21 protein-coding genes are annotated in these 21,341 nt (G+C 60.8%); 9 read left to right on the forward strand and 12 right to left on the reverse strand.

Annotated elements, in window-relative coordinates:
- Positions 1–106: 106 nt before the first annotated feature.
- Both ACZ445_RS16820 and ACZ445_RS16825 read left to right on the forward strand, forming a co-directional pair.
- Positions 107–4,951: an RHS repeat-associated core domain-containing protein gene (locus ACZ445_RS16820; RefSeq protein WP_464707309.1), complete on the forward strand. Its 4,845-nt coding sequence runs from the start codon at positions 107–109 to the stop codon at positions 4,949–4,951.
- Between the two features lie 5 nt (positions 4,952–4,956).
- Entirely contained in the window at positions 4,957–5,316 is a 360-nt protein-coding gene (locus tag ACZ445_RS16825; protein ID WP_058427294.1) for a hypothetical protein, read from the forward strand.
- 297 nt (positions 5,317–5,613) lie between these two features.
- Here ACZ445_RS16825 and ACZ445_RS16830 read toward each other — a convergent pair whose 3' ends face one another.
- Entirely contained in the window at positions 5,614–6,201 is a 588-nt protein-coding gene (locus ACZ445_RS16830; RefSeq protein WP_464707310.1) for an NUDIX domain-containing protein, read from the reverse strand.
- A 10-nt stretch (positions 6,202–6,211) separates the two neighbouring features.
- Complete coding sequence (locus ACZ445_RS16835) at positions 6,212–7,069, reverse strand: SDR family NAD(P)-dependent oxidoreductase (protein ID WP_464707311.1); 858 nt, start codon at positions 7,067–7,069, stop codon at positions 6,212–6,214.
- Between the two features lie 162 nt (positions 7,070–7,231).
- On the opposite strand from ACZ445_RS16835, the gene ACZ445_RS16840 reads away from it, so the two are divergent.
- The gene (locus tag ACZ445_RS16840) at positions 7,232–8,158 is read left to right on the forward strand and encodes an alpha/beta hydrolase (RefSeq protein WP_464703815.1); all 927 of its coding nucleotides are present in this window, start codon (positions 7,232–7,234) and stop codon (positions 8,156–8,158) included.
- Positions 8,159–8,352: 194 nt separating this feature from the next.
- Here the strand turns inward: ACZ445_RS16840 and ACZ445_RS16845 are convergent, their stop codons facing one another.
- Positions 8,353–9,510 (reverse strand): alpha-hydroxy acid oxidase, encoded by a 1,158-nt coding sequence (locus ACZ445_RS16845; RefSeq protein WP_179029916.1) that lies wholly within the window; start codon positions 9,508–9,510, stop codon positions 8,353–8,355.
- Between the two features lie 121 nt (positions 9,511–9,631).
- Between ACZ445_RS16845 and ACZ445_RS16850 the strand changes: the two genes are divergently transcribed.
- Entirely contained in the window at positions 9,632–10,417 is a 786-nt protein-coding gene (locus ACZ445_RS16850) for a DeoR/GlpR family DNA-binding transcription regulator (protein WP_310862933.1), read from the forward strand.
- On the opposite strand, the gene ACZ445_RS16855 is transcribed toward ACZ445_RS16850, so the two are convergent.
- From ACZ445_RS16855 to ACZ445_RS16865, 3 genes are read right to left on the reverse strand one after another with little or no spacing between them, the layout of a single operon-like run.
- Entirely contained in the window at positions 10,382–11,119 is a 738-nt protein-coding gene (locus ACZ445_RS16855) for a DUF72 domain-containing protein (protein ID WP_058427288.1), read from the reverse strand. The genes ACZ445_RS16850 and ACZ445_RS16855 overlap by 36 nt on opposite strands.
- Complete coding sequence (locus ACZ445_RS16860; protein WP_179029915.1) at positions 11,116–11,547, reverse strand: DNA methylase; 432 nt, start codon at positions 11,545–11,547, stop codon at positions 11,116–11,118. The genes ACZ445_RS16855 and ACZ445_RS16860 overlap by 4 nt, the downstream gene beginning before the upstream one ends.
- Positions 11,548–11,549: 2 nt before the next feature.
- Positions 11,550–11,762 carry a hypothetical protein gene (locus tag ACZ445_RS16865; RefSeq protein ID WP_179029914.1) on the reverse strand — a complete coding sequence of 71 codons (213 nt, stop codon included), beginning with the start codon at positions 11,760–11,762 and terminating at the stop codon, positions 11,550–11,552.
- Between the two features lie 193 nt (positions 11,763–11,955).
- On the opposite strand from ACZ445_RS16865, the gene ACZ445_RS16870 reads away from it, so the two are divergent.
- A complete protein-coding gene (locus ACZ445_RS16870; protein ID WP_058427285.1) occupies positions 11,956–12,516 on the forward strand; it encodes a type 1 glutamine amidotransferase domain-containing protein in 561 nt (186 codons plus the stop codon).
- A 61-nt stretch (positions 12,517–12,577) separates the two neighbouring features.
- On the opposite strand, the gene ACZ445_RS16875 is transcribed toward ACZ445_RS16870, so the two are convergent.
- Positions 12,578–12,784, reverse strand: coding sequence for a PLDc N-terminal domain-containing protein (locus ACZ445_RS16875; protein ID WP_058427284.1), 207 nt, complete (start codon positions 12,782–12,784; stop codon positions 12,578–12,580).
- Between the two features lie 50 nt (positions 12,785–12,834).
- Positions 12,835–13,050, reverse strand: coding sequence for a DUF3079 domain-containing protein (locus tag ACZ445_RS16880; protein ID WP_179029913.1), 216 nt, complete (start codon positions 13,048–13,050; stop codon positions 12,835–12,837).
- Positions 13,051–13,229: 179 nt separating this feature from the next.
- On the opposite strand from ACZ445_RS16880, the gene ACZ445_RS16885 reads away from it, so the two are divergent.
- From ACZ445_RS16885 to ACZ445_RS16900, 4 genes are read left to right on the forward strand one after another with little or no spacing between them, the layout of a single operon-like run.
- On the forward strand, positions 13,230–13,760 hold the full coding sequence (locus ACZ445_RS16885) for an iron transporter (protein ID WP_179029912.1): 531 nt from the start codon (positions 13,230–13,232) through the stop codon (positions 13,758–13,760).
- The gene (locus ACZ445_RS16890) at positions 13,760–14,083 is read left to right on the forward strand and encodes a cupredoxin domain-containing protein (RefSeq protein ID WP_058427281.1); all 324 of its coding nucleotides are present in this window, start codon (positions 13,760–13,762) and stop codon (positions 14,081–14,083) included. The genes ACZ445_RS16885 and ACZ445_RS16890 overlap by 1 nt, the downstream gene beginning before the upstream one ends.
- A 9-nt stretch (positions 14,084–14,092) precedes the next feature.
- The gene (locus ACZ445_RS16895) at positions 14,093–14,932 is read left to right on the forward strand and encodes an FTR1 family iron permease (protein WP_179029911.1); all 840 of its coding nucleotides are present in this window, start codon (positions 14,093–14,095) and stop codon (positions 14,930–14,932) included.
- Complete coding sequence (locus ACZ445_RS16900) at positions 14,929–16,275, forward strand: 4Fe-4S binding protein (RefSeq protein WP_310862932.1); 1,347 nt, start codon at positions 14,929–14,931, stop codon at positions 16,273–16,275. The genes ACZ445_RS16895 and ACZ445_RS16900 overlap by 4 nt, the downstream gene beginning before the upstream one ends.
- Before the next feature lie 111 nt (positions 16,276–16,386).
- Here the strand turns inward: ACZ445_RS16900 and ACZ445_RS16905 are convergent, their stop codons facing one another.
- The 4 genes from ACZ445_RS16905 to ACZ445_RS16920 form a co-directional block, all read right to left on the reverse strand.
- Positions 16,387–18,006 carry a methyl-accepting chemotaxis protein gene (locus ACZ445_RS16905; protein ID WP_310862931.1) on the reverse strand — a complete coding sequence of 540 codons (1,620 nt, stop codon included), beginning with the start codon at positions 18,004–18,006 and terminating at the stop codon, positions 16,387–16,389.
- A gap of 69 nt (positions 18,007–18,075) precedes the next feature.
- Positions 18,076–18,771, reverse strand: a complete 696-nt coding sequence (locus ACZ445_RS16910) for an anaerobic ribonucleoside-triphosphate reductase activating protein (protein ID WP_179040833.1) — start codon at positions 18,769–18,771, stop codon at positions 18,076–18,078.
- The gene (nrdD, locus tag ACZ445_RS16915; RefSeq protein ID WP_058427276.1) at positions 18,768–18,923 is read right to left on the reverse strand and encodes an anaerobic ribonucleoside-triphosphate reductase; all 156 of its coding nucleotides are present in this window, start codon (positions 18,921–18,923) and stop codon (positions 18,768–18,770) included. The genes ACZ445_RS16910 and nrdD overlap by 4 nt, the downstream gene beginning before the upstream one ends.
- A gap of 31 nt (positions 18,924–18,954) precedes the next feature.
- Positions 18,955–20,949, reverse strand: a complete 1,995-nt coding sequence (locus tag ACZ445_RS16920) for a ribonucleoside triphosphate reductase (protein ID WP_310862930.1) — start codon at positions 20,947–20,949, stop codon at positions 18,955–18,957.
- Positions 20,950–21,341 lie beyond the last annotated feature (392 nt).

Below are 21,341 nucleotides of genomic sequence, written 5' to 3' on the forward strand. Positions count from 1 at the left end.
TACTCCCTTGCCCTGCAAACGTCCGCAAAGTCCCTCGCCTGACTACACAGTGCGAGGGATTGCAAATGGCGGTATGGATTTTGGCTCCGGTGGATGGGGCTATTTCATGATCGAAGTGACCAGCCAAACCATTGGCTATTTGGTACTGGCCATCCTGGATTCAAAGACGCGAGACGTCGAATCCGTTATCAGCGACTTCAAGCGCTGCCTCAATCACTACGACGCCTGGGCTTCGAGCTTTTTCAGCTTTTCGGCGCTGGAGATCGAACAGGTCTTCAAGGTGGGGGATGAAGTGGCGCTGGTCGCGCCGATCAACCGCTCCCTGTTTCCCAGCACCACAACTGCAAACTGCCGGCCAGACGGCACGCTGACCCTGGTGCATATGTTCCAGAGTTCTCGATTCGTACCCATCGGCGATACGCCCGTGATGGTGCAGCGCATTGATCCGAAAGGTGGCCCGCTCGGGGAGCCCATCCATAAAACCATCGGACCCAGCGGCATTCTCGAAATCAAGGAATGTGATCGCAACCAGCAGTACCGGGTCAGTTTCTATCCCAACGTTTCCAAGGCGCACTTCAAGGCGCTGTACGCCTCTTATCAGTCGGTTATCGAACCGCTGGAAGGCTGGCTGCGCCGTGAATGGGCCACCACCTTCGCCGCCTTGTGGAAGGGTTATTCCGAAGCCAATTTTCTCAAGCGCTACCTCTCGCTGCACCAAGCCTACGCACGCGGGTTTAGTGGGGCGTTGTATTCACTCTGGGACAACATCAAGCAGATGCTTCAGTGGTTTCTGGCCCCACTGAAGCACGCCGAAAAGCTGCTGCATTACCTGACCCAGGCAGAATTCGAAAAGCTCTTGAAGCTTGGCACCGAAAGCATCGCAAAGGGCCTGCTGGTGCTGAGTGATGAGCCGTTGCTGTTCATTTATCTGTCGGCAATGGTCAGTTGGATGCGGATGTTGCCGCCGCCTTATATGAATGAACTGCTGGGGGAAATCAGCGCTGAAGTATTGATCAATTTGCTGCTGTGCCTTGCCACGGCAGGTATGGGGATGGCGGTACGCATCAGTACCAAGGTACTGGGCAGCATCAAGTCTCAACGTGCGCGCAAATGGCTTGAGCACATGGCTGGGCAGTTCGGGAAATTTCGTGCGGATGATCACACGCAGGTGGCCAAGCCGATATTGCTCAGTAGCCAGGCGACGACGATCAAGACGATTCCGGATGCGCCGTTGAAGGCTGGGGATCAGGTGGTTGCCAACGCGGTGCCGGTGGTTCGGGATAAGGCCACGCAGCGGACGGTGCTGGTGCGGCAGGAGCCTGTGGATGATGTGCCGGCCTCTGCTCGCAATCCCAATGGGGATGCGGCGGCATCTTCGGACAAGACCACCACCAACGGCTGCCCGGTGTCGATGGTTACCGGCGAGGAACTCCTGACCCTCACCGATGGAACGCTGGACGGGATTCTGCCGTTTGAGTGGACCCGGCTGTACCGCACCAGTGCCGTGGAAATGGATTGCGGGTTGGGGTTTGGCTGGAGTCACTCGCTGGCGCATCGGCTGGTGGTTGAGGGTGATTCGGTTATTTGGACCGATCATGAAAACCGCTCCACCACCCTGCCCTTGCCTACGGCCTCTCGACCTGCGATCACCAATAGCCTGGCCGAAGCGGCGATCTATTTGGGCTCGTTGCCTGATGAGTTGGTGCTGGCTCAAGCGTCACGTTTCTACCACTTCCGCGACGGTGTGCTGACAGCGATCAGCGACGCGTATGACAACCGCCTGCGCATTTCCCGGGATTTTCTGGGGCGTGTTGAGCGGGTGGATAACGGCGTCGGGCGCTCGCTGTGGTTGCGCTACGCGTCGGGCCGCATCGTGGCGGTGGATTACCAGATTCATCGCGTTGTGGATGACGGGCCGTTTGTTTGGGTGACGGAGCAGACGGTTGTTTCCTACGCCTATGACGACCTGGGACGACTGGTTTCAGCGACCAATGCGGTCGGCGAACGCGAGGTTTATCGGTACGACGAACAGCACGTCATTCTTGAACGTGGCTTGGCCGGTGGGGCGAGTTTCTTCTGGGAGTGGGAAAGGTCTGGCAAGGCGGCGCGGTGTGTCCGGCATTGGGCCAGTTTCTCGCAGATGGACACGCGCTATGCCTGGGATGACAACGGCCAGGTCACGGTGTTTAACGCCGATGGCAGCCAGGAAGTCTACGTGCATGACCAGCGGGCGCGGCTGGTGCAGCGGGTGGATCCGGACGGGGCCGAGCATTTCAAATCCTACGATGACCAAGGCCGGCTGACGGTTGAGCAGGACCCGCTCGGGGCGATCACGGCGTATCAGTACGACGAAGCCGGGCGCTTGGTGGCGTTGTTTTCGGGGGACGATGAGCCGACGACCTACGAGCATGACAACGGGTTCGTACGGGTTGTAAGGCGGGGTCAGGCGGTTTGGAAGTATGAGCGCAATGACCAGGGCGATGTAACGCGCAAGATCGATCCTGACGGTCACGTTACCGATTACAGCTACAACAAATACGGACAGTTGGTTGGGGTTTGGTATCCGGATCACAGCTGCCAGCGACTGGTGTGGAATGAGCGGGGGCAGTTGCTTGAGGAGCAGTTGCCGAATGGCGGGATCAAGCGTTATCGCTATGACGACCTTGGGCGAAAAACATCCCAAGAAGATGAGCACGGAGCGCTCACACAATTTGGTTGGAACGACGTTGGGCGACTAGTCCAAGTCGTCTTGCCGAGCGGTGATACGCGTAAATATACCTACAACGCTTACGGAAAAATCACTTCCGAACGCGATGAACTGGACCACGTCACCCGCTACGAATACGCCGACGACCTGCACCTGATCAGCCGCCGCATCAATGCCGATGGCAGCCAGGTCAACTACCGCTACGACAACGCGCGTTTACTGCTGACCGAAATCGAAAACGAGGTGGGCGAGACCTACCGGCTCCAGTACCACAGCAACGGCCTGATCCAGCAGGAAACCGGGTTTGACGGCCAGCGCACGGCTTACGTTTACGACCTTAATGGCAACCTTTCGGAAAAGACCGAACACGGTGATGACGGCAGTCAGTTGGTTACCCGTTACCAGCGCGATTACGCCGGACGCCTCGTCAGAAAAACCCTGCCCGATGGCAATACCGTCGATTACACCTACGACCGCCAGGGCAATCTCTTAGGCGTCGAAGACGGCCACTGGTCCCTGGCCTACGACTACGACAGCCAAAACCGCCTCACCGCCGAACACCAAGGCTGGGGCACCCTGCGCTACGGCTACGACGCCTGTGGCCAACTGCAAAACCTGCGCCTGCCGGACAACAACCGCCTCACCTTAACTCACGACAAAGGCGGCCACCTCGCCACCGTCGAACTGAACGGCGCAGTACTCACCTCACACCTGTTCACCGCTGGCCGCGAACAGCAACGCCAACAAGGCCAACTGCTCAGCCACTACCAACACGACCACCAGGGACGCTTGTTCAACCAGAGCATCAATGACGCCGAAGGCCCGGTGTACAGACGCCACTACGACTACGACAAATCCGGCAACCTCACCCGCCTGCTCGACACCCGCAAGGGCGAACACCGCTACCACTACGACCCACTCAACCGCCTCACCCGCGCCGACCACTCCCAAGACGAGCAGGAACGCTTCGGCCACGACCCCGCCGGCAACCTGCTCATGCACAACCGCCCCGGCCCCGACATCGTCGCCGGCAACCGCCTGATGATCCAGGGCGACCATCATTACGACTATGACGCCTTCGGCAACCTGATTCGCGAACGACGCGGCAAAGGCCATGCACTCGTCACCGAATACCGCTACGACTGCCAGCACCGGCTGATCGGCATCACCCGACCTGACGGCCAAACTGCCAGCTACCGCTACGACCCTTTTGGGCGGCGCATCAGCAAAACCGTCGACGGCATCACCACTGAGTTCTTCTGGCAAGGCGACAAGCTCATCGCCGAACACCACCAGGATCGGCACCGCAGCTATCTCTACGAACCGGACAGCTTTCGTCCGCTGGCCCTGTTGGAAGGTTTTGGTCCAAAGGAAACCAAGCCCTACCACTACCAACTCGACCACCTCGGCACCCCGCAGGAACTCACCGCCCCAGATGGAGAAATCGTCTGGTCGGCGCATTACCGCGCATATGGTGAAATCAGCCGACTCGACGTCGGAAAAGTCGACAATCCACTGCGCTTTCAGGGCCAGTACTTCGATCAGGAAAGCGGGCTGCACTACAACCGCCATCGCTACTACAATCCGGATATTGGTCGCTACCTGACGCCGGATCCGGTGAAGCTGGCGGGTGGGATCAATGCGTACCAGTACGTGCCAAACCCTACCGGGTGGGTAGACCCGTTAGGGCTGAGCTCATGTCCTGGCGGAGATGATTGCAAGCAAGGCACTATTTCTCAAGGCTCTGCGCCAAGCGTAAATAACAGTGAGCCCGCTTTGCCGCAACTGACGCGTGCTGAGCGTCAGGCAAGAATTGATGAGCTTGCTGAAGCGAACGCCTATAGGCGTTTGGACGAGCTTGAGAAGGCAACACCGGGAGCACATTTCCTGGAAAAGCACGGCGCACAGACGACACTTGAGTCTCAGCTCGAACGATTAAATACCGCAAGAAACCCGACGACAGGAACTATTGAGCGCTACACATCGGGGCCAAACACAGGGGAACCTAAATACCCACCCGCTGCAACACATTATCTCAGCCATAGGGATCAGTTAAACTCGATATACAGAGCCCAGCTTATTTTTAGACGAAACGGACACGCTGCATCATTAGAACCAATGGATATGGGAAAAATTGTTGGCGAAGGATACTCAAGAGAGGGAATGGAATATAGCCAACAACGTAAAGCAAGGGTGATATTAAACAACCAAGGCCACCCAAAAACTGCATACACGGAGAAATGACTAAAATGAAAAACAAGCCTAGCATGTCAATAATCCGTGGACTACTGTTCACTTACGACATTGAAAACACTGACGACTTAGAGCGAGAGGAACTAATTGCATCAAAAGACGTAAATAATGAAAAAGAACTTGCAGATCTTTTTGACGAGTTAACCAAACCAGAATTTCTCGATTATACGAGGAGTGAGCAGGAGTGGTTCATTGCCTCAATCACACATTTCTTAGCCATCAATGACAATTTTGATGCGATTTTCAAAAGCATGGCAACCTATTTCAGCGCACCCGTAATTAATCAGAGAAAGTTTATGCAGGTCTTATTGATATGTTTAAAAAACTACTACGACTCGCCAAGATCGGAAAATTAAGAAAACAAGCGCATCTGGCTTCTGCCTGGGTAGGTATCGAAGAATTCTAAGAAGCCAGCCTCGAAGACCAGTCAACCTGGTAACCCAAACACCGCCCTCCAAGGCAACCCCCCCTCTGTGGCGAGCAGGCTTGCCCTGCGTCGGGCCGCAAAGCGGTCCCAATCCAGGCGATGGGTGTTTTCAGTTAACCCGGCATTGTCTGTTTTGGGGCTGCTGCGCAGCCCAACGCAGGGCAAGCCTGCTCACCACAGGAAGGCTGCGAACCACAACAAGCGGGATCACCCAAACAAAGGGAGTTCACCAACCCTCTTTGAGCATCCGCAACTCCAAATGCTGCAACAACATGATGGTCTTTCCATCCACAATCTCGCCGTTTCGCACCATTGCCGAAGCCTCTTCAAAGCCCAGCTCCAGCACTTCGATATCTTCGCCCTCCTCTTCCAAGCCACCGCCAGTCCCAACTCGATCACCCGGCTGATATTCCCCCAAGAAAAAGTGAATCCGCTCGGTCACCGACCCCGGGCTCATGAACGCTGCGTAGATTTTCTCGACATGGCCGACGCGATAGCCGGTCTCTTCCTCGGCCTCCAGGCGAATGCGTTCTTCAGGGCTGGCGTTATCCAGCAACCCGGCCGCCGCTTCGATGAGGTAACCGTGGTAGTCGTTGACAAACGTAGGCATGCGGAACTGGCGAATCAGCAACACCGTGCGCTGCGCGCGGTTGTACAGCAGGATGGTCGCGCCGTTGCCGCGGTCGTACACCTCGCGGGTCTGGGCTTGCCAGCTGCCGTCGCGGCGGCGCAGGTCGAAGCTGTACTTTTTCAGCAGGTACCAGTTTTTCGAAAGGGTCTCTTCAGCGGTGATGCGCACGGGGCTGTCAGCCATGGTCGTTTTCTCAAGAAAGGGAATGTGTCTGTTTGATGCGATCCCAGGCAGCGGCGACTTCTTCTGCGCTGCTTGCCTTGATCCGCGCCAGATTACGCGGATATTCAACCCCGGGGTTTTCCGTAAACCGCGTAGCGGTGAATTGGCCGTTGCTCGCGCGCAGGATGTAGCCGGTGTCTTCACACTGCGCCGATGCCAGGTACACCACCCCCGGCGTCACCCACTCCGGCTTGAGTTCATCCGGCTCGTCAGTCACGCCCCACATGCGCGTCTTCGCCACCGGCGAGATTGCATTGACTTTGACGCCCGCCTCCAGCCCCTCATGGCTCAACGCATTCATGATCCCCAGTTGGGCCATCTTGCCGGCGCTGTAGGCCACCAGGCCGGTTTGCTCGTACTGCGCGTACAGGGCGCGGTCGGAGGTGGTAAGGATGATGCGCGGCGCGGGTGAACGCAGCAGGTGCGGCCAGGCATGCTTGCACAGCCACAGCGGGGCGTAGAGGTTGATGTCCATGGCACGCTGCAGGAACGTGGCGTCGAGGTCGGCGATGTTCTGGTAACCCACCCAGCCGGCGTTGTGGATCAGGATATCGAGTTGGCCAAAGGCCTCGAGGGTGTACGCAACCAGCTGCCGGCAGCCATCGTCCGTGGACAGGTCGCCGCCGTGACCGATCACGTTCAAGCCTTCGGCCTGCAACGCCTCTGCCGCCGCCTGGACGACCGTTGCATCGCTGCCTGCGCCCGCGCTGTCGGCGCCGATATCGCTGATCACCACCCGTGCACCGCCCTGGGCCAGGGCTCGCGCGTAACAGAGCCCCAACCCGCGTGCACCGCCGGTGACAATTGCAGTCTTGCCTGTGAAATCCATGTGCTCGCTCTCCTGTTCGGCGGCCCACCCTAACAATCTCTGCACGTATTGTTCAATGCAGTAACACTTTGTAAGAAACACCCATGGGCGGCTGTCGAATTAATACCTGCCTTCGCAAGCCATCTGGTAAAACCCCTGCTTGACCTTTTACCTGGAACCTTCATGCCCTCACGTTTTCTCTCGCGCCTGAGCCTGCGCTGGTTTCCCCTGCTGTGCATGGCGCTGCTGATTGTCGGCCTGCCGGTGGGCTGCGCCGTGCTGCAACACAAGGAACGCGAACTGGTGTTTCGCATCGAGCCGGGCACCGCCAGTTGGTACAGCGGCTTGCCCAAGGCGGTGCAGGAATTCGAGCTCAAGCCGGCCAGCTTCAAATCGGGGCAGAACATCCATGGCTGGTGGTACCCGGCGGACAAGAAAGATGCTCCCGCGATCCTCTACCTGCACGGCGTGCGCTGGAACCTCACCGGGCAGCTGTTTCGCATCGAGCAACTGCACGCCCTGGGTTATTCGGTGCTGGCCATCGACTATCGCGGTTTCGGCCAGAGCCACGGCGAGCTGCCGTCGGAAACCACCGTGTACGAAGACGCACGCATCGCCTGGGAACGCTTCCAGGTGCTGCAACCCGACCCACAGAAACGCCTGATCTACGGGCACTCGCTGGGGGGCGCGGTGGCCATCGACCTGGCTGCCGAATTGGGCAAACAGGCACCGTTGCCGGTGCGTGGCCTCGTCATCGAATCCACCTTTACTTCACTGGCGGATGTGGCCACCGCCGTGGCGAATACCTCACTGCCGGTGCGTTGGTTGCTGTCGCAGAAGTTCGATTCCATCGACAAGATCGCCGACATCCATATGCCGCTGCTGGTGGTGCATGGCCTTGACGACCGCTATGTACCACCGCGTTTCAGCCAGCAGTTGTTTGAGGCCGCCCGGGAGCCCAAGCGGCTGTTACTGGTGCCCGGTGCCAGCCACAACAACAGCATGAGCCTGGCAGGTCGCAGCTACGGCCAGGCGCTGGACAAACTGATGCAAGCGAAGATGCCGGCGCAGGTTGTCACCCACTCCACAGGCCGCAATGGCGACTCGTAAAACGTTTTTCGGCACTGGGTTCGCGCTTGCCTGTCAAGCGCAAACCCAGCCCATGCTGGGCCAAATCCGAAGTTGATCAAATATTGATCTTGGCGTAAATCGCCAACCCTGCCGGGGCTTCGCAAAGTTATCCACAGAGATACCCACGGTTTTCGTGGACAACTCTTTTTATTTTTTTACGTTTTTTTTGCCCGCTAAACGTTTTCCGGGAATGTCCCCGGCAACAAAATTTCGCGATTCACATCGCGTATATCGTTATACCCACACAGCGCCATCGTCACGTCCAACTCACGGGCGATAATCTCGAGCGCCTTGCTCACACCCGCCTCGCCCATCGCCCCCAGGCCATACAAATGCGGCCGGCCGATCATCGTGCCTTTGGCACCCAACGCCACCGCCTTGAGCACGTCCTGGCCGGAGCGAATGCCGCCGTCGAGCCACACCTCGATACGCTCGCCTACCGCCGCCACAATCGCCGGCAACTGGCTGATGCTCGACGGGGCGCCATCCAATTGCCGTCCTCCGTGATTGCTCACCACCAACGCATCGGCACCGGCATTCGCGGCCAGGCGTGCATCCTCCACATCAAGAATGCCCTTGATGATCAACTTGCCGCCCCAGCACTTCTTGATCCACTCCACATCATCCCAACTCAGGCGCGGGTCGAATTGCTGGGCGGTCCAGGACGACAACGAACTCATGTCGGCCACGCCTTTCACATGCCCGACGATATTGCCAAAGCCACGCCGTTTAGTACCCAGCATGCCCATCACCCAGCGCGGCTTGGTGGCCATGTTGAGGATATTCGGCAGGGTCAGTTTGGGCGGCGCAGACAGGCCGTTGATCAAATCCTTGTGGCGTTGCCCGAGGATCTGCAGGTCGAGGGTCAGCACCAGCGCATCCACGCCGGCGGCCTTGGCGCGCTCGATCAATTGCTCGATAAAGGCGCGGTCGCGCATCACGTACAGCTGGAACCAGAACGGCTGGCCGACGTGCTCGGCAATGTCTTCCAGCGAACAGATGCTCATGGTCGACAAGGTGTAGCGCAGGCCAAAGGCAGCGGCGGCGCGGGCGGTGAGAATCTCGCCATCGGCATGCTGCATGCCGGCCAAACCGGTCGGCGCCAGCGCGACGGGCATGGCCATGTCCTGGCCGATCATACTGGCGCGGATCGAACGCTCGTCGATATTGCGCGCCACCCGCTGGCGGAACTTGATGCGGGCAAAGTCGCTTTCATTGGCGCGGTAGGTGCTCTCAGTCCAGGAGCCGGAATCGGCGTAGTCGTAGAACATCCGTGGCACACGTTTTTGCGCGAGCTTGCGTAAATCTTCGATGGTTGTGATCAACGACATCTAGGTCACCTCTCCCTGGACTGAACGCTGAGAGTAACCGCCCATCGCCCGCACAACCAGCCATTGCGTTTACAGCACAGCGCGATTAATCTCGCACAAACCCGCAAAAAGATGCAAAACCATGCACAACACGCATCAAGCCATCGACCTGCCTTCCTTGCGCAAACAGAAGATTTTGCTGCTGCTGGAGCGCGACGGCAAAGTCACCGCGTCGGAGTTGGTGGAGCATTTCGCCGTGTCCCAGGACACCATCCGCCGCGACCTCGGCGAACTCGCCGCCGCCGGCCTGCTGCAACGCGTGCACGGCGGCGCCTTGCCCCGGCCCAAGGACACCGGCAAGGACTTCTTCACCCGTGTCGGCGAGACCAACGACGCCAAGCGCCACCTCGCGCGCCTGGCCGCCGAACGGGTCGAGGACGGCCAGATCGTGCTGTTCGATTCCGGCTCCACCACCCTGCAGATCGCCCAGTCATTGCCGCACTCGATCCGCCTGACGGTGGTCACCACATCGCCCATGATCGCCATCGCCCTGGCCGACCATCCGGAGGTAAAAGTGATCCTCACCGGCGGCCAACTCAACCCGGCCACGCTCTCCACCAGCGGCCATGAAACCGTGCGGCTGATCCAGAGCATCAAGGCCGACTTGCTGTTTACCGGCGTGTGCGCGCTGCATCCGCAAGTCGGCATCAGTTCGCTGCATTTTGATGAAGTAGCGGTCAAGCAAGCCCTGCTCGACAGTGCGTCCCATGTAGTGGCCGTGACCATGGCCGACAAGCTCGGCGCCGTGGAGCCGTTTGTGGTGGCGCCGTGCAGTCGTATTCACACGCTGATCACCGAATGGCACGTGCCGAGTGTGGAAGCGTATGAACAGCTAGGTGTGGAAGTGCTGCGGGTAGAGGTCGAGTAGGCACAGCGCATCGGAGGTTGCCAGGCCGCTGGCCGTGTTGTCGAAGATGCACCAGGTGGGCACGCCATCCTCCACGGACGCGCTGAACAAACGAGCATAGGCCTGGACCCGTTCAGGTCCATAGGCGCTGTGATAAATGCGCGGCGTCCCGTGCAGGCGCCAATAACGCACGCCCTGCCAACCGGCCGGCGCGTCTCCCGACGCAATAAGCGGCGGGTCGGCCGCCACTCGCCCGACCTGCAGGTGGCGTAACATCTCCTCAGCCGCAAGCCAACTCCCATGACGTGGCTCAAGCACTACGTGACCCATGAAACGTTGGCGCAACGCCGTGAAGAATGCGCTGGCAACGAGCGGTTCGTAATGCAACGAAGGCGGTAATTGCACCAACAGGCAACCCAGCTTTTCGCCCAGTTGCAGGCATTGCCCAAGAAACTCATCCAGTGCAGCCTCACAGCCTTGCAGGCGCAGCTCATGAGTGAGGCGCTTGGGCACTTTGACCGAGAAACGGAAGCCTGAGGGCACCGAATCCGCCCAGCGTGCATACGTCTTCGCCAGGTGCGGACGATAGAAGGAGCTGTTGATTTCCACCGCATTGAAGCGCGAAGCGTAGCGCTGCAAATGCGTGCCTTCACCAGTAAACCTCGGCCAGTATTCACGCGGCAAACTCCAGCCGGCACAGCCCACATAGGGACCTGCAGTCAAAACAGCACCTTGGCAGCATCGCGCATGAAAATCTCGATGGTCTTAGGGCCCACCCCGTCGAATTCCCCGAGACGTTTTTCGAAGGCCTCACGGCTTTCGCTGACACTGCGCATATGGGTGATCTTGCCGGCGTATTCGGCGTTCAACCTGGCGCTGAGGTCGAGCAAGCGTTGCGCGGTGGTTTCGTCATAGCGCACGTAATGCGCGCGTCCCAGCATGGCCACCAATTCACGCGATGTGCAGTGCTGCAGCTTGCGCGCAGTGTCACGGCCTTCTTGCTCGACAATCACCTTGTAGGCCTGCGCGGCAATCGGTGCCTGGATACGCTTGCCCATCAGGAAGCTGGCGATAAACCACTTGAACAGAGCGTGGTCATCGCCGGGCTTGAGGTCGATGCCTAACTCCGTCGCGCTGATGGCACGGGCCATGCTCAGTGGCCCAGCTTGCGCTCGGCCTTGGCGGCCTGTTCGTTGATGGCGTCGGTCTGACGTTCGATGTCCTTGATCGAGGTGGGCGTCACCACTTTATCGACGGTTTCGGTCTTGGGATTCGGGCGGTCCAGGGTTTGGCCCTTGACGGGTTTTTCCGTGCCGCTCTGGGCTTCTTCAGAGCTGATGGGTGCAGGGGTTTTATCGGCAGTCATGGTGTATCTCCAGTCAATTGAAGGCCCGTGAAAATGGCGGGCGCTTAAGCAGCAGAGGCCTGCCAATCTGGATAGTTCAAGGAAATTGCCCGCGCCAACCGCCCGAGAAATAAGCGCAAATTAATTTAAACCTTTGCCGTGCGAGCCGGATCAACTCTCCCAGATCCCATTCCCCATCAGGAGACACTCGATCATGAGTTCACACCTAAACGGCAAGAAGATTCTGGTCATCACCTCCAATACCGGCATCGAGCGCGACGAGCTGCTCAAACCGTTGGAAGCACTGCGCGGTTATGGCGCGACGGTGACCCACGCTTCCAGCAAGGGCGGCACCACACAGACCTTCGTGGGCGACACCGAGAAAGACCAGACGGTGGAATCCGACGCAAAACTGTCCGAGCTTTGCGCTGCCGATTTCGATGCACTGGTCATTCCCGGCGGCACTGTCAACGCGGACACGCTGCGCCAGGATGCGGCCGCGTTGAAGCTGATCAACGCGTTCGTGCAGGCCGGTAAAACCGTAGCGGCGATTTGTCACGGCCCCTGGGCACTGATTGACGCAGGCGTGATCAAGGGCAAGACCCTGACCTCCTACAAGAGCGTACGCATCGACCTGGAAAACGCCGGGGCCGCTGGCTGGGTCGATGCCGACGTCAAGGAATGCAAGGCCAACGGCTGGACCCTGATTACCTCGCGCACGCCGGACGACTTGCCTGCGTTCAATGAGGCGATTGCCAAGGCAGTGGCAGGCTGACGCCCAAGCGCTGAACGAAAACAGGCGCCGTCGAGGCGCCTGTTTTTTATGGGCTGATGCTTCAGCTTTTACGATGCTCCGGCATCTCCCGTTTCGGCCCGAACATCGCCCAGGCGATCAGCCCGAACAGCGGCACAAAAATCAGCACCACCAGCCATAACCCTTTCGACTCCCAGCCCCCCGTGCTGCGCAAGACGATATTGATCGCCCACAACTCCAGCAGTAGCAGAATCACTGCCAGACCAATCCAGATATATTGAATTTCCATGCTTCACCTCCTAGGTCATATGCCTTAGGTCAAGCAGGGGCCGCGAGGGTTCATTTAAATTTTCGCGAGGGTTCATCCGTAACGGGTGGCTCGGGTGTGAGCCCCCAGTCGCCGTGTTCACACCAGTCATCACCGAGCATCTCGGCCGGGTGCATGGTGCGGTCGGCACCGTTGCCGCAAGCGAGGTCGGAGGCGCCGCAATAGCGGTCACACCCCCAGCAGATGCGTTCAGGGTGTTTGGGATGCAGCGGAAATGGCTTGGCCATGAAGCACCTTCCTACCGGCGAACTGTGGGTCAAGCCTAACGCCACGATCCCAACCCAGCCTTGACCCGGATCAAGCCGGGCAATCATGAAATATCCTGCAAACTTGACAAGAATCATTATTATTCACAGCAGACCTTCCTAGACTCGGGCTCTCTCCCCTCACCCGTCAGGAAGCCCTCATGCGTACCTCATCCCTGCTGCCCATCCTCCTGTTGATGACCACCTGCGCGGCGTCCGCCAAGGAGTACCCGATCGGCGAACCACAACACTGCCCGGGGCTGGAAATCGGCGCGGTGTACCTGCAACCGATCGAGATGGCCCCTGCGGGGATGATGCGCGCCACCGCCGATTCCGACGTGCACCTGGAAGCCGATGTGCGTGCCACGGCAGACAACGCCCAGGGCTTTCAGGAAGGCAGTTTCGTGCCTTACCTGAACCTGTCCTTCTCGCTGAAAAAACAAGGTGACACGCCGCCCATCAACGGTAACTTCCACGCCATGGTCGCCAATGACGGCCCGCACTATGGCGACAACGTCAAGCTGCAAGGCCCGGGCAAGTACAGCCTTACCTTCACCGTTTCACCGCCTGACGGTCACCACTCCCTGGGCCGTCACACCGACAAGGAAACCGGCGTCGCGCCCTGGTTCGAACGCTGCGAAGTGCACTACGAGTTCGTCTACGCCGGCATCGGCAAGAAAGGCGGCTATTGATGCGCCGCGCCCTGCTGCTCGGCGGGTTTGTGCTGAACGGTGCAGCCTTGGCTGCGCCCTTGCCCAGCTATGAATTGACTCTGCAAGACGGCCACTTCACACCGCCCCAATTGGCGGTCAAGGCCGGCGAGCGTTTCAAGATCGTGCTCAAGAACCTCGGACAAGGCCCGGCCGAATTCGAAAGCACGCCGTTGCGGGTGGAAAAAGTCTTGTCCCCTGGGGTGACCACCTTTGTGGTGATCCACCCCCTCAAGCCAGGCACCTATCCGTTCTTCGACGAATTCAACCCCCAACTGCCCGAAGGCAGCATCCGTGCCGAATAGGAGCCGTTGATGAACACATCGATGTTTATTGTGTGGCGCGAAAGCGTCGAGGCGCTGCTGGTGATCGGCATTCTGCAGGCCTGGATCAGCTGCCAGGCCGGTCGCTCGCGCCTGGCCCGTTACCTCTGGGCCGGCGTGCTGCTGGGCTTGCTCGGTTCCGCCGGGTTGGCGGGGTTGATGCTGTGGGCCGGCGAAACCATGACCGGCCCCGCGGGTGAATGGCTGCAAGCGGCGCTGACCCTGGTCGCCAGCGGCCTGATGGTGCAGATGGTGTTCTGGATGCATCGCCATGCGCCCACCCTCAGACACCGGCTGGTCAGTGAAGCCGACCAGCGCCTGGCCCGGCACGGCGGCTGGGGCGTGTTGCTGCTGGCCTTGCTGGCGGTAAGCCGCGAAGGCAGCGAGACCGTGGTGTTCTTGTATGGCGCCGGTGCCCGTCTGCACGACGAAGCCCTGGGCCTGTTCGCCATCGGTGGCGTGCTGGGGTTGGTGCTGGCCGGGCTGACCGTGGTGCTGTTGCGCAGCAGCCGACGCTTTATTTCCTGGGCGCGTTTTTTCGCCCTCAGCGAAGCCTTGCTGTTGCTGCTGGGCGGCGCCTTATTGGTTGCTGCGGTGGACCGCATCAGTGGGCAACTGTTGGCGATGGACATGCCCGACTGGGTCTACTCGGCCTTTGGCGACAGCCGCTGGGACAGCAGCCTGCTGCTCAGTGACAGCCACGGACTGGGCGCGTTGCTGGCAGACTTCGCCGGCTACCGCGCCGCGCCCAGCCTGATCACGGTGCTGGTGTTGCTCGGCTATTGGCTGCTGGTGGGCAACGGCCTGCGCCGGTCACGGCAAGCCGCATGAGCTGGCTACAGCGACTGGGCGATGGCATGCGCCGCCATGGGCGGCTGATCCGAAGCGTGCAATGGGCGGTGGTGCTGGTGTACGCCGTGCTGCTGGTGTTGCCGACGCTGCTGCCCCTGCCGGACAGCCAGGCGCGCCTGCTCGACAACCTCACGCTGCTTGCGCAATTCATCTTCTGGGGCCTCTGGTGGCCCTTCGTGTTGCTGTCGATGGTGCTCTTCGGGCGCCTGTGGTGCGGCGTGCTCTGTCCGGAAGGTGCCTTGAGCGAATGGGCCAGCCAGCACGGGCGCGGCCTGGGCATTCCGCGCTGGCTGCGCTGGGGTGGCTGGCCGACCCTGGGCTTTTGCTTGACCACGCTCTACGGCCAGTTGATCAGCGTGTACGACTACGCCCAGGCCGCGCTGCTGATCCTCGGTGGCTCGACCCTCGCCGCGGTCGTGGTCGGCCTGCTGTTCGTGCGCGGCAAACGCGTCTGGTGCCGCTACCTGTGCCCGGTCAGCGGCGTCTTCGCCCTGCTCGCCCGCCTGGCGCCGGTGCACTTCGCCGTGGATGAACAACGCTGGAAGGCCAACGCCGCGCCACGCATGCCGTTGCCCAACTGCGCGCCGCTGCTGGACATCCGTCGCCTGCAAGGCGCCAGCGAATGCCACGCCTGCGGTCGCTGCAGCGGGCAACGCGGCGCGGTGCAATTAATCGCCCGCTCGTGCAACCAGGAGATTCTGCGGGCACCGCTGCACCACGGCTCGGCCTGGGACGTCCGCCTGCTGCTGTTCGGCGTGATCGGCCTGGCCATGGGCGCGTTTCAGTGGACGGTGAGCCCCTGGTTCATCGCCCTCAAGCAACACCTGGCCGAGTGGTTGGTGAGCCGCGACTGGCTATGGCCGCTGCACGACAACGCCCCCTGGTGGTTGCTCACCCATTACCCGCAAGTCAATGACAGTTTCAGTTGGCTGGATGGGGTGTGCATCGTGCTGTATCTGGCCGGCAGCTCGCTGGTGGTGGGCGGCGGGTGCTGGTTGTGGTTGCAGCTGGCTGCGCGCTCGGCGGGTGATCGCGCACTGTTTCGGCCCCTGGCGCTGACACTGACGCCCCTGGGTGGTGCGGGGTTGTTCCTGGGGTTGTCGACGACCACGGTGAAGCTGTTGCGCTACGAAGGCTTGGTATTGGCGTGGGTGCAACCGCTGCGAGCCGGGGTCTTGATGGCGGCAATCGGCTGGTGCCTGTGGTTGGCGTGGCAACGACTCGAGGGACTGCCACGCGGACGGGCATGGCTGTGCATGCTGATGAGTACCGGGTTGATCGGCTACGGCTGGTGGCTGCAGTTCTGGGGCTGGGCCAACTGAAGCATTGAGACTGTGGGAGGGGGCTTGCCCCCGATGGCAGTGGGTCAGTCCATCTGTCACTGACACTCCGTCATCGGGGGCAAGCCCCCTCCCACATTTGCCAACTTCCCGCTAGACCTTGAAGCGCGCCACGGTCTGGTGCAGCGCCCCCGCCATCCCCGCCAGGTCATGCCCCGCCGTCTCCGTATGCAAGGCGCCCTGCAACACCTGCTGCGACAGGGTGCGGATGCCCACCAGGTTGCGATCCACCTCCCGCGCCACCAGTGCCTGCTCTTCGGTGGCGCTGGCGATCATCATGTTGCGCTCGTTGATCTGCGAGATGGACCGGGTGATTTCATCCAGCGCCTCCCCCGAACGCTGCGCCACGCCGAGGGTCGCCTGCACCCGCTCACTGCTGCTGTGCATGGCCGCCACCGCGTGTTCGGTGTCCTGGCGGATATTGCCGATCATCTGCTCGATCTCCTGGGTCGAGGCCTGGGTGCGATGGGCCAGCGCGCGCACCTCATCGGCCACCACCGCAAACCCGCGCCCGGCATCGCCGGCCCGGGCCGCTTCGATAGCGGCGTTGAGGGCCAGCAGGTTGGTCTGGTCGGCGATGCTGCGGATCACTTCGAGCACGCTGCTGATGTCCTGCACACGGCCGGCCAGTTGCTGGATGCGCTCCGAGGTTTCCACCACGCCGGTGGCCAGGGTGTTGATCGACGCCACGGTCTCCTGCACCTGGGCGCGACCGCGCTGGGCAGTCTGTTCCGACAGGCGCGAAGCCTCGCTGGTACTCACCGCATTGCGCGCCACCTCGTCCACGGCGGCGGTCATCTCATTCACGGCGGTGGCCGCCTGCTCGATCTCCTGGCCCTGGGACTGCAAGCTGCTGCTGGTCTGGCTGCTGACCGCGCTCAACTCTTCGGAAGAACTGGCCACGCCATCCACTGACGCGGCAATCTGCCGGACCATCTGGTTGAGGTTCTGCTGCATCTGGTGCAGGTTGCGCATCACGCTGCCTTCGGCGCTGTTGCACAGCGGCACTTCGATGGTCAGGTCGCCTTGGGCGATATGGCTGAGTACGCGCGCCGCCTCATCCGGCTCCCCGCCCAGCGGGCGGATCACGCTGCGGGTGACGATGACGGCGGCGGTCACCACCAGCGCCACGCACAACAGCAGCAGCCCCAGCATGGTGCGCCGGGCGTCGTCGTACAGCAGCTGCGCCGCCTGCTCACGCTCGGCGAACACGCGTCCCTGCATGGCCATCAGCGCATCCAGGCTCTTGAACACCGCAAGCTCGGCCGGCATCACCTGTTGCTTGAGCTGGGCCAGGCCCTGTTCGCGGGCGCCCTGTTTGATCAGCGCCTGCACCTGGGTGAAGGCCGCTACGTAGGTTTCACGATGAGTCTTGAGGGTCGCATAGGCGGCCTGGCCTTCGGCGGTATCGAGCAGCGGTTCAAGGGTGGCGAACGCCTCGGTGATGCGTTGCCGGGTGCTGCCGATCGAAGCTTGAGCGGCCTGATTATCTGCGTCGATCAGCAGGTCGCGGGTGTTGCGGCCGTTATCGCGCACGCCGGTGGCGATCACCATGATCGGCGCGATTTTCGGCCAGTCCTGCTGCACGATCTGTGCGGACTGTTGCTTGAGGGTTGCCAGGTCGTGCAAGGCGTAGAACACCAAGCCGACCAGGGCCAGCGGCGCAATCGCGAAACCGATGACAATGCGTTGTGCCGTGGTTAACTGCTTCATTCTGAACATTCCTTGATGAACACCTGCCCACCATGGGCAGCATCTTTAAAAACCGGTTGAGGGTGTCGGTCACCCTCGCAATACAAACGCGGGAAACAACTCGCGCAAACGGCCCCACAGCTCGGGCAACGCAGACTGTGCCGGTGCACTCGGCAATTGCGGGTCGAGCATGCTGACGGTCCGCACCATCTGCACGGCGAAGCGCTGCACACCCGTGGCTTGCAAACGCTGGGCCAGCCGCAACAGGCGCGGTGGGTCGATCAGGTGCCAATGCACCGTGGTGCGGCATTCATAGTCCACGCCACTGGCGAGCAAGGTGTCGAGGCTGCGCCAATTGGCGGCGCCACTACCCTTGACCAGGGTGATCGACTGGCAGTCTTCGGCCAGGGCCTTCACGTCGAACCCGACCCAGTCGGCATGACGCAACGCATTGGCAAACCCTGCCGGCTTGATCCCGGCGCTGTGCAAGCCGATGTGAAAACCCATCGCCCGCACTTCATCCATCGCCGCCGGCAAGCCTTCCTGCAAGGTCGGCTCGCCGCCGCTGAACACCACGGCATCGAGCAAGTCCCGGCGCCGTTGCAGGAACAGCAGCACCCGGCGCCAATCCACCTCCGTGCTGGCGCGCGGCGGGATCAGGTCCGGGTTGTGGCAGTAACGGCAACGCCAGGCACAGCCCTGGCAGAACAGCACGCAAGCGAGCATGCCGGGGTAGTCGAGGGTGGTCAGGGGCACCAGGCCCCCGACCCGTAGCGCTCGGCTCATTGCCGCCCGGCCGCCGCAGCCGTTTCGGTGAAGTGCACGCGCTCCTTGTGCTCGGATTGCTTGCCGGGGTTGAACGCCGACACCGGCCGGTGATAACCCATCACTCGGGTCCAGACTTCGCAGCGCTGACGTTGTGGCTGGGATGCTTGCATGGTGAATCTCCTTGGGGTTGAAAAGCTTGGTTTAACGGGCGGCTGCCAGGGCTTCATCGCACTTGGGGCAGAACTCATGTTCACCGGCCAGATAGCCATGCACCGGGCAGATCGAAAACGTCGGCGTCACCGTGAGGTACGGCAAGCGAAAACGCCCCAGCGCCTTGCGCACCAACTGCTTGCAGGCCTGGGTCGAGGAAATCTGCTCGGCCATGTACAGGTGCAACACGGTGCCGCCGGTGTATTTGCATTGCAGTTCGTCTTGCAGCTCCAGGGCTTCGAACGGGTCCTGGGTAAAGCCCACCGGCAGTTGCGACGAGTTGGTGTAGTACGGCGCGACCTCGCTGCCCGCCTGCAGGATGTCGGGGTAGCGCTTGCGGTCTTCCTTGGCGAAGCGGTAAGTGGTGCCTTCGGCCGGCGTCGCTTCGAGGTTGTAGAGATGGCCGGTGTCTTCCTGGAAGCGCAGCAAGGTGGCGCGCACGTGGTCGAGCAACTTGAGCGCAAAGGCGCGGCCCTGCTCGGTGTGCATGCCCTGCTCGTCACCGCTGAAATTGCGCAGCATCTCGTGCATGCCATTGAGGCCGATGGTGGAGAAGTGATTGCGCAGCGTGCCAAGGTAGCGCTTGGTGTAGGGGTAGAGACCGGCGTCCATGTGATGCTGGATCACCTTGCGCTTGACCTCCAGGCTCTCCATGGCCATCTCCATCAGGCTGTCCAGGCGTTGCAGCAAGCCCGAGGTATCCCCCTTGAACAGGTAGCCCAGGCGCGCGCAGTTGATCGTCACCACCCCCAGGCTGCCGGTCTGCTCCGCCGAGCCAAACAGGCCGCCGCCACGCTTGAGCAACTCGCGCACGTCCAGTTGCAGGCGGCAGCACATCGAGCGCACCTGGTTGGGCTGCATGTCCGAGTTGAGGAAGTTCTGGAAATACGGCAGGCCGTAACGTGCGGTCATCTCGAACAGGCGGTCGGCGTTGTCGCTGTCCCAGGGGAAATCATGGGTGATGTTGTAGGTCGGAATCGGGAAGGTGAACACTCGGCCCTTGGCGTCCCCGGCCTGCATCACTTCGATGTAGGCGCGGTTGATCAGCTCCATTTCGGCTTGCAGGTCGCCATAGGCAAACGGCATTTCTTCACCACCGATCACCGGCACCTGTTCACGCAGATCTTCGGGGCAGACCCAGTCGAAGGTCAGGTTGGTAAACGGCGTCTGGGTGCCCCAGCGTGACGGCACGTTGAGGTTGTAGATGAACTCCTGCACCGCCTGGCGCACTTGCGGATAGCTCAGCTGATCCTTGCGCACATAGGGCGCCAGGTAGGTGTCAAAGGAACTGAACGCCTGCGCGCCGGCCCATTCGTTCTGCAGGGTGCCGAGGAAATTGACCATCTGCCCCAGCGCGCTGCTCAAGTGCTTGGGCGGCCCCGCCTCCACGCGCCCCGGCACGCCATTGAGGCCTTCATGCAACAACGAACGCAGGGACCAGCCGGCGCAGTAACCGGCGAGCATGTCCAGGTCATGGATATGCAAATCGGCTTCGCGGTGCGCACGGCCGATCTGCTCGCTGTAGACCTCATCCAGCCAGTAATTGGCGGTGACCTTGCCCGCCACATTCAGCACCAGCCCACCGAGGGAATAGCCCTGGTTGGCATTGGCCTGCACGCGCCAGTCTTCGCGGTCGAGGTATTCGTTCATGGAGGTGGCGACTTCCACCAGGGTCTTGCGGTCGCGGCGCAGGCGGCCGTGTTGTTCACGGTAGACGATGTAGGCGCGCATCGACAGGAAATAGCCGGCGTCCATCAATACGCGTTCGACGCTGTCCTGGATTTGTTCGACGTCCAGTTGGTCGATGCCTCTCAGGCGGGCCAGGACGGCGCCCAGCAGCAGGTCGACGTCAGTGGTCTGGTATTCGCCGGTGGCGGTGCCGGCGGCGATCAGGGCCTGGCGGATTTTTTCGGCGTCGAAGGGGACGAGGGTGCCGTCGCGTTTGTGCAGGCGGGTGCTGGTCAGGGGGGTGAGCGCGGTTTGCATTGGGGGGCTCCAAACACTACATATAGGTATTTTTTAGTCTTTAAACACAATATGCGGTGATATTACGGAGATTGGTCTTGGGTGCCCTTGATCGGGGTCAAGGTTTTTCAGATCGGGGGCATATCCGTTTCTTCGGTCACGGCGGCTATTGGTTCCGCCCTTACGGCGGCTCACTTTTGAAAAGCGCAAAAGTAAGCAAAACGCTCTTGCCCCAACACTCGGCACCTCGCTTAGGCTCGGTGTGCCCGTAATCCGACAGGGATTTGGGGGGCCGCCTAAGATAAAAATCAAAAGCAGATCAAGAGCCAGAGCAAACCACCCTTCAACTGATACATGAAGATCAAACTGTGGGAGGGGGCTTGCCCCCGATGGCGGTGTGTCAGCCAACTCAT

This window comes from Pseudomonas allii (assembly GCF_055380095.1).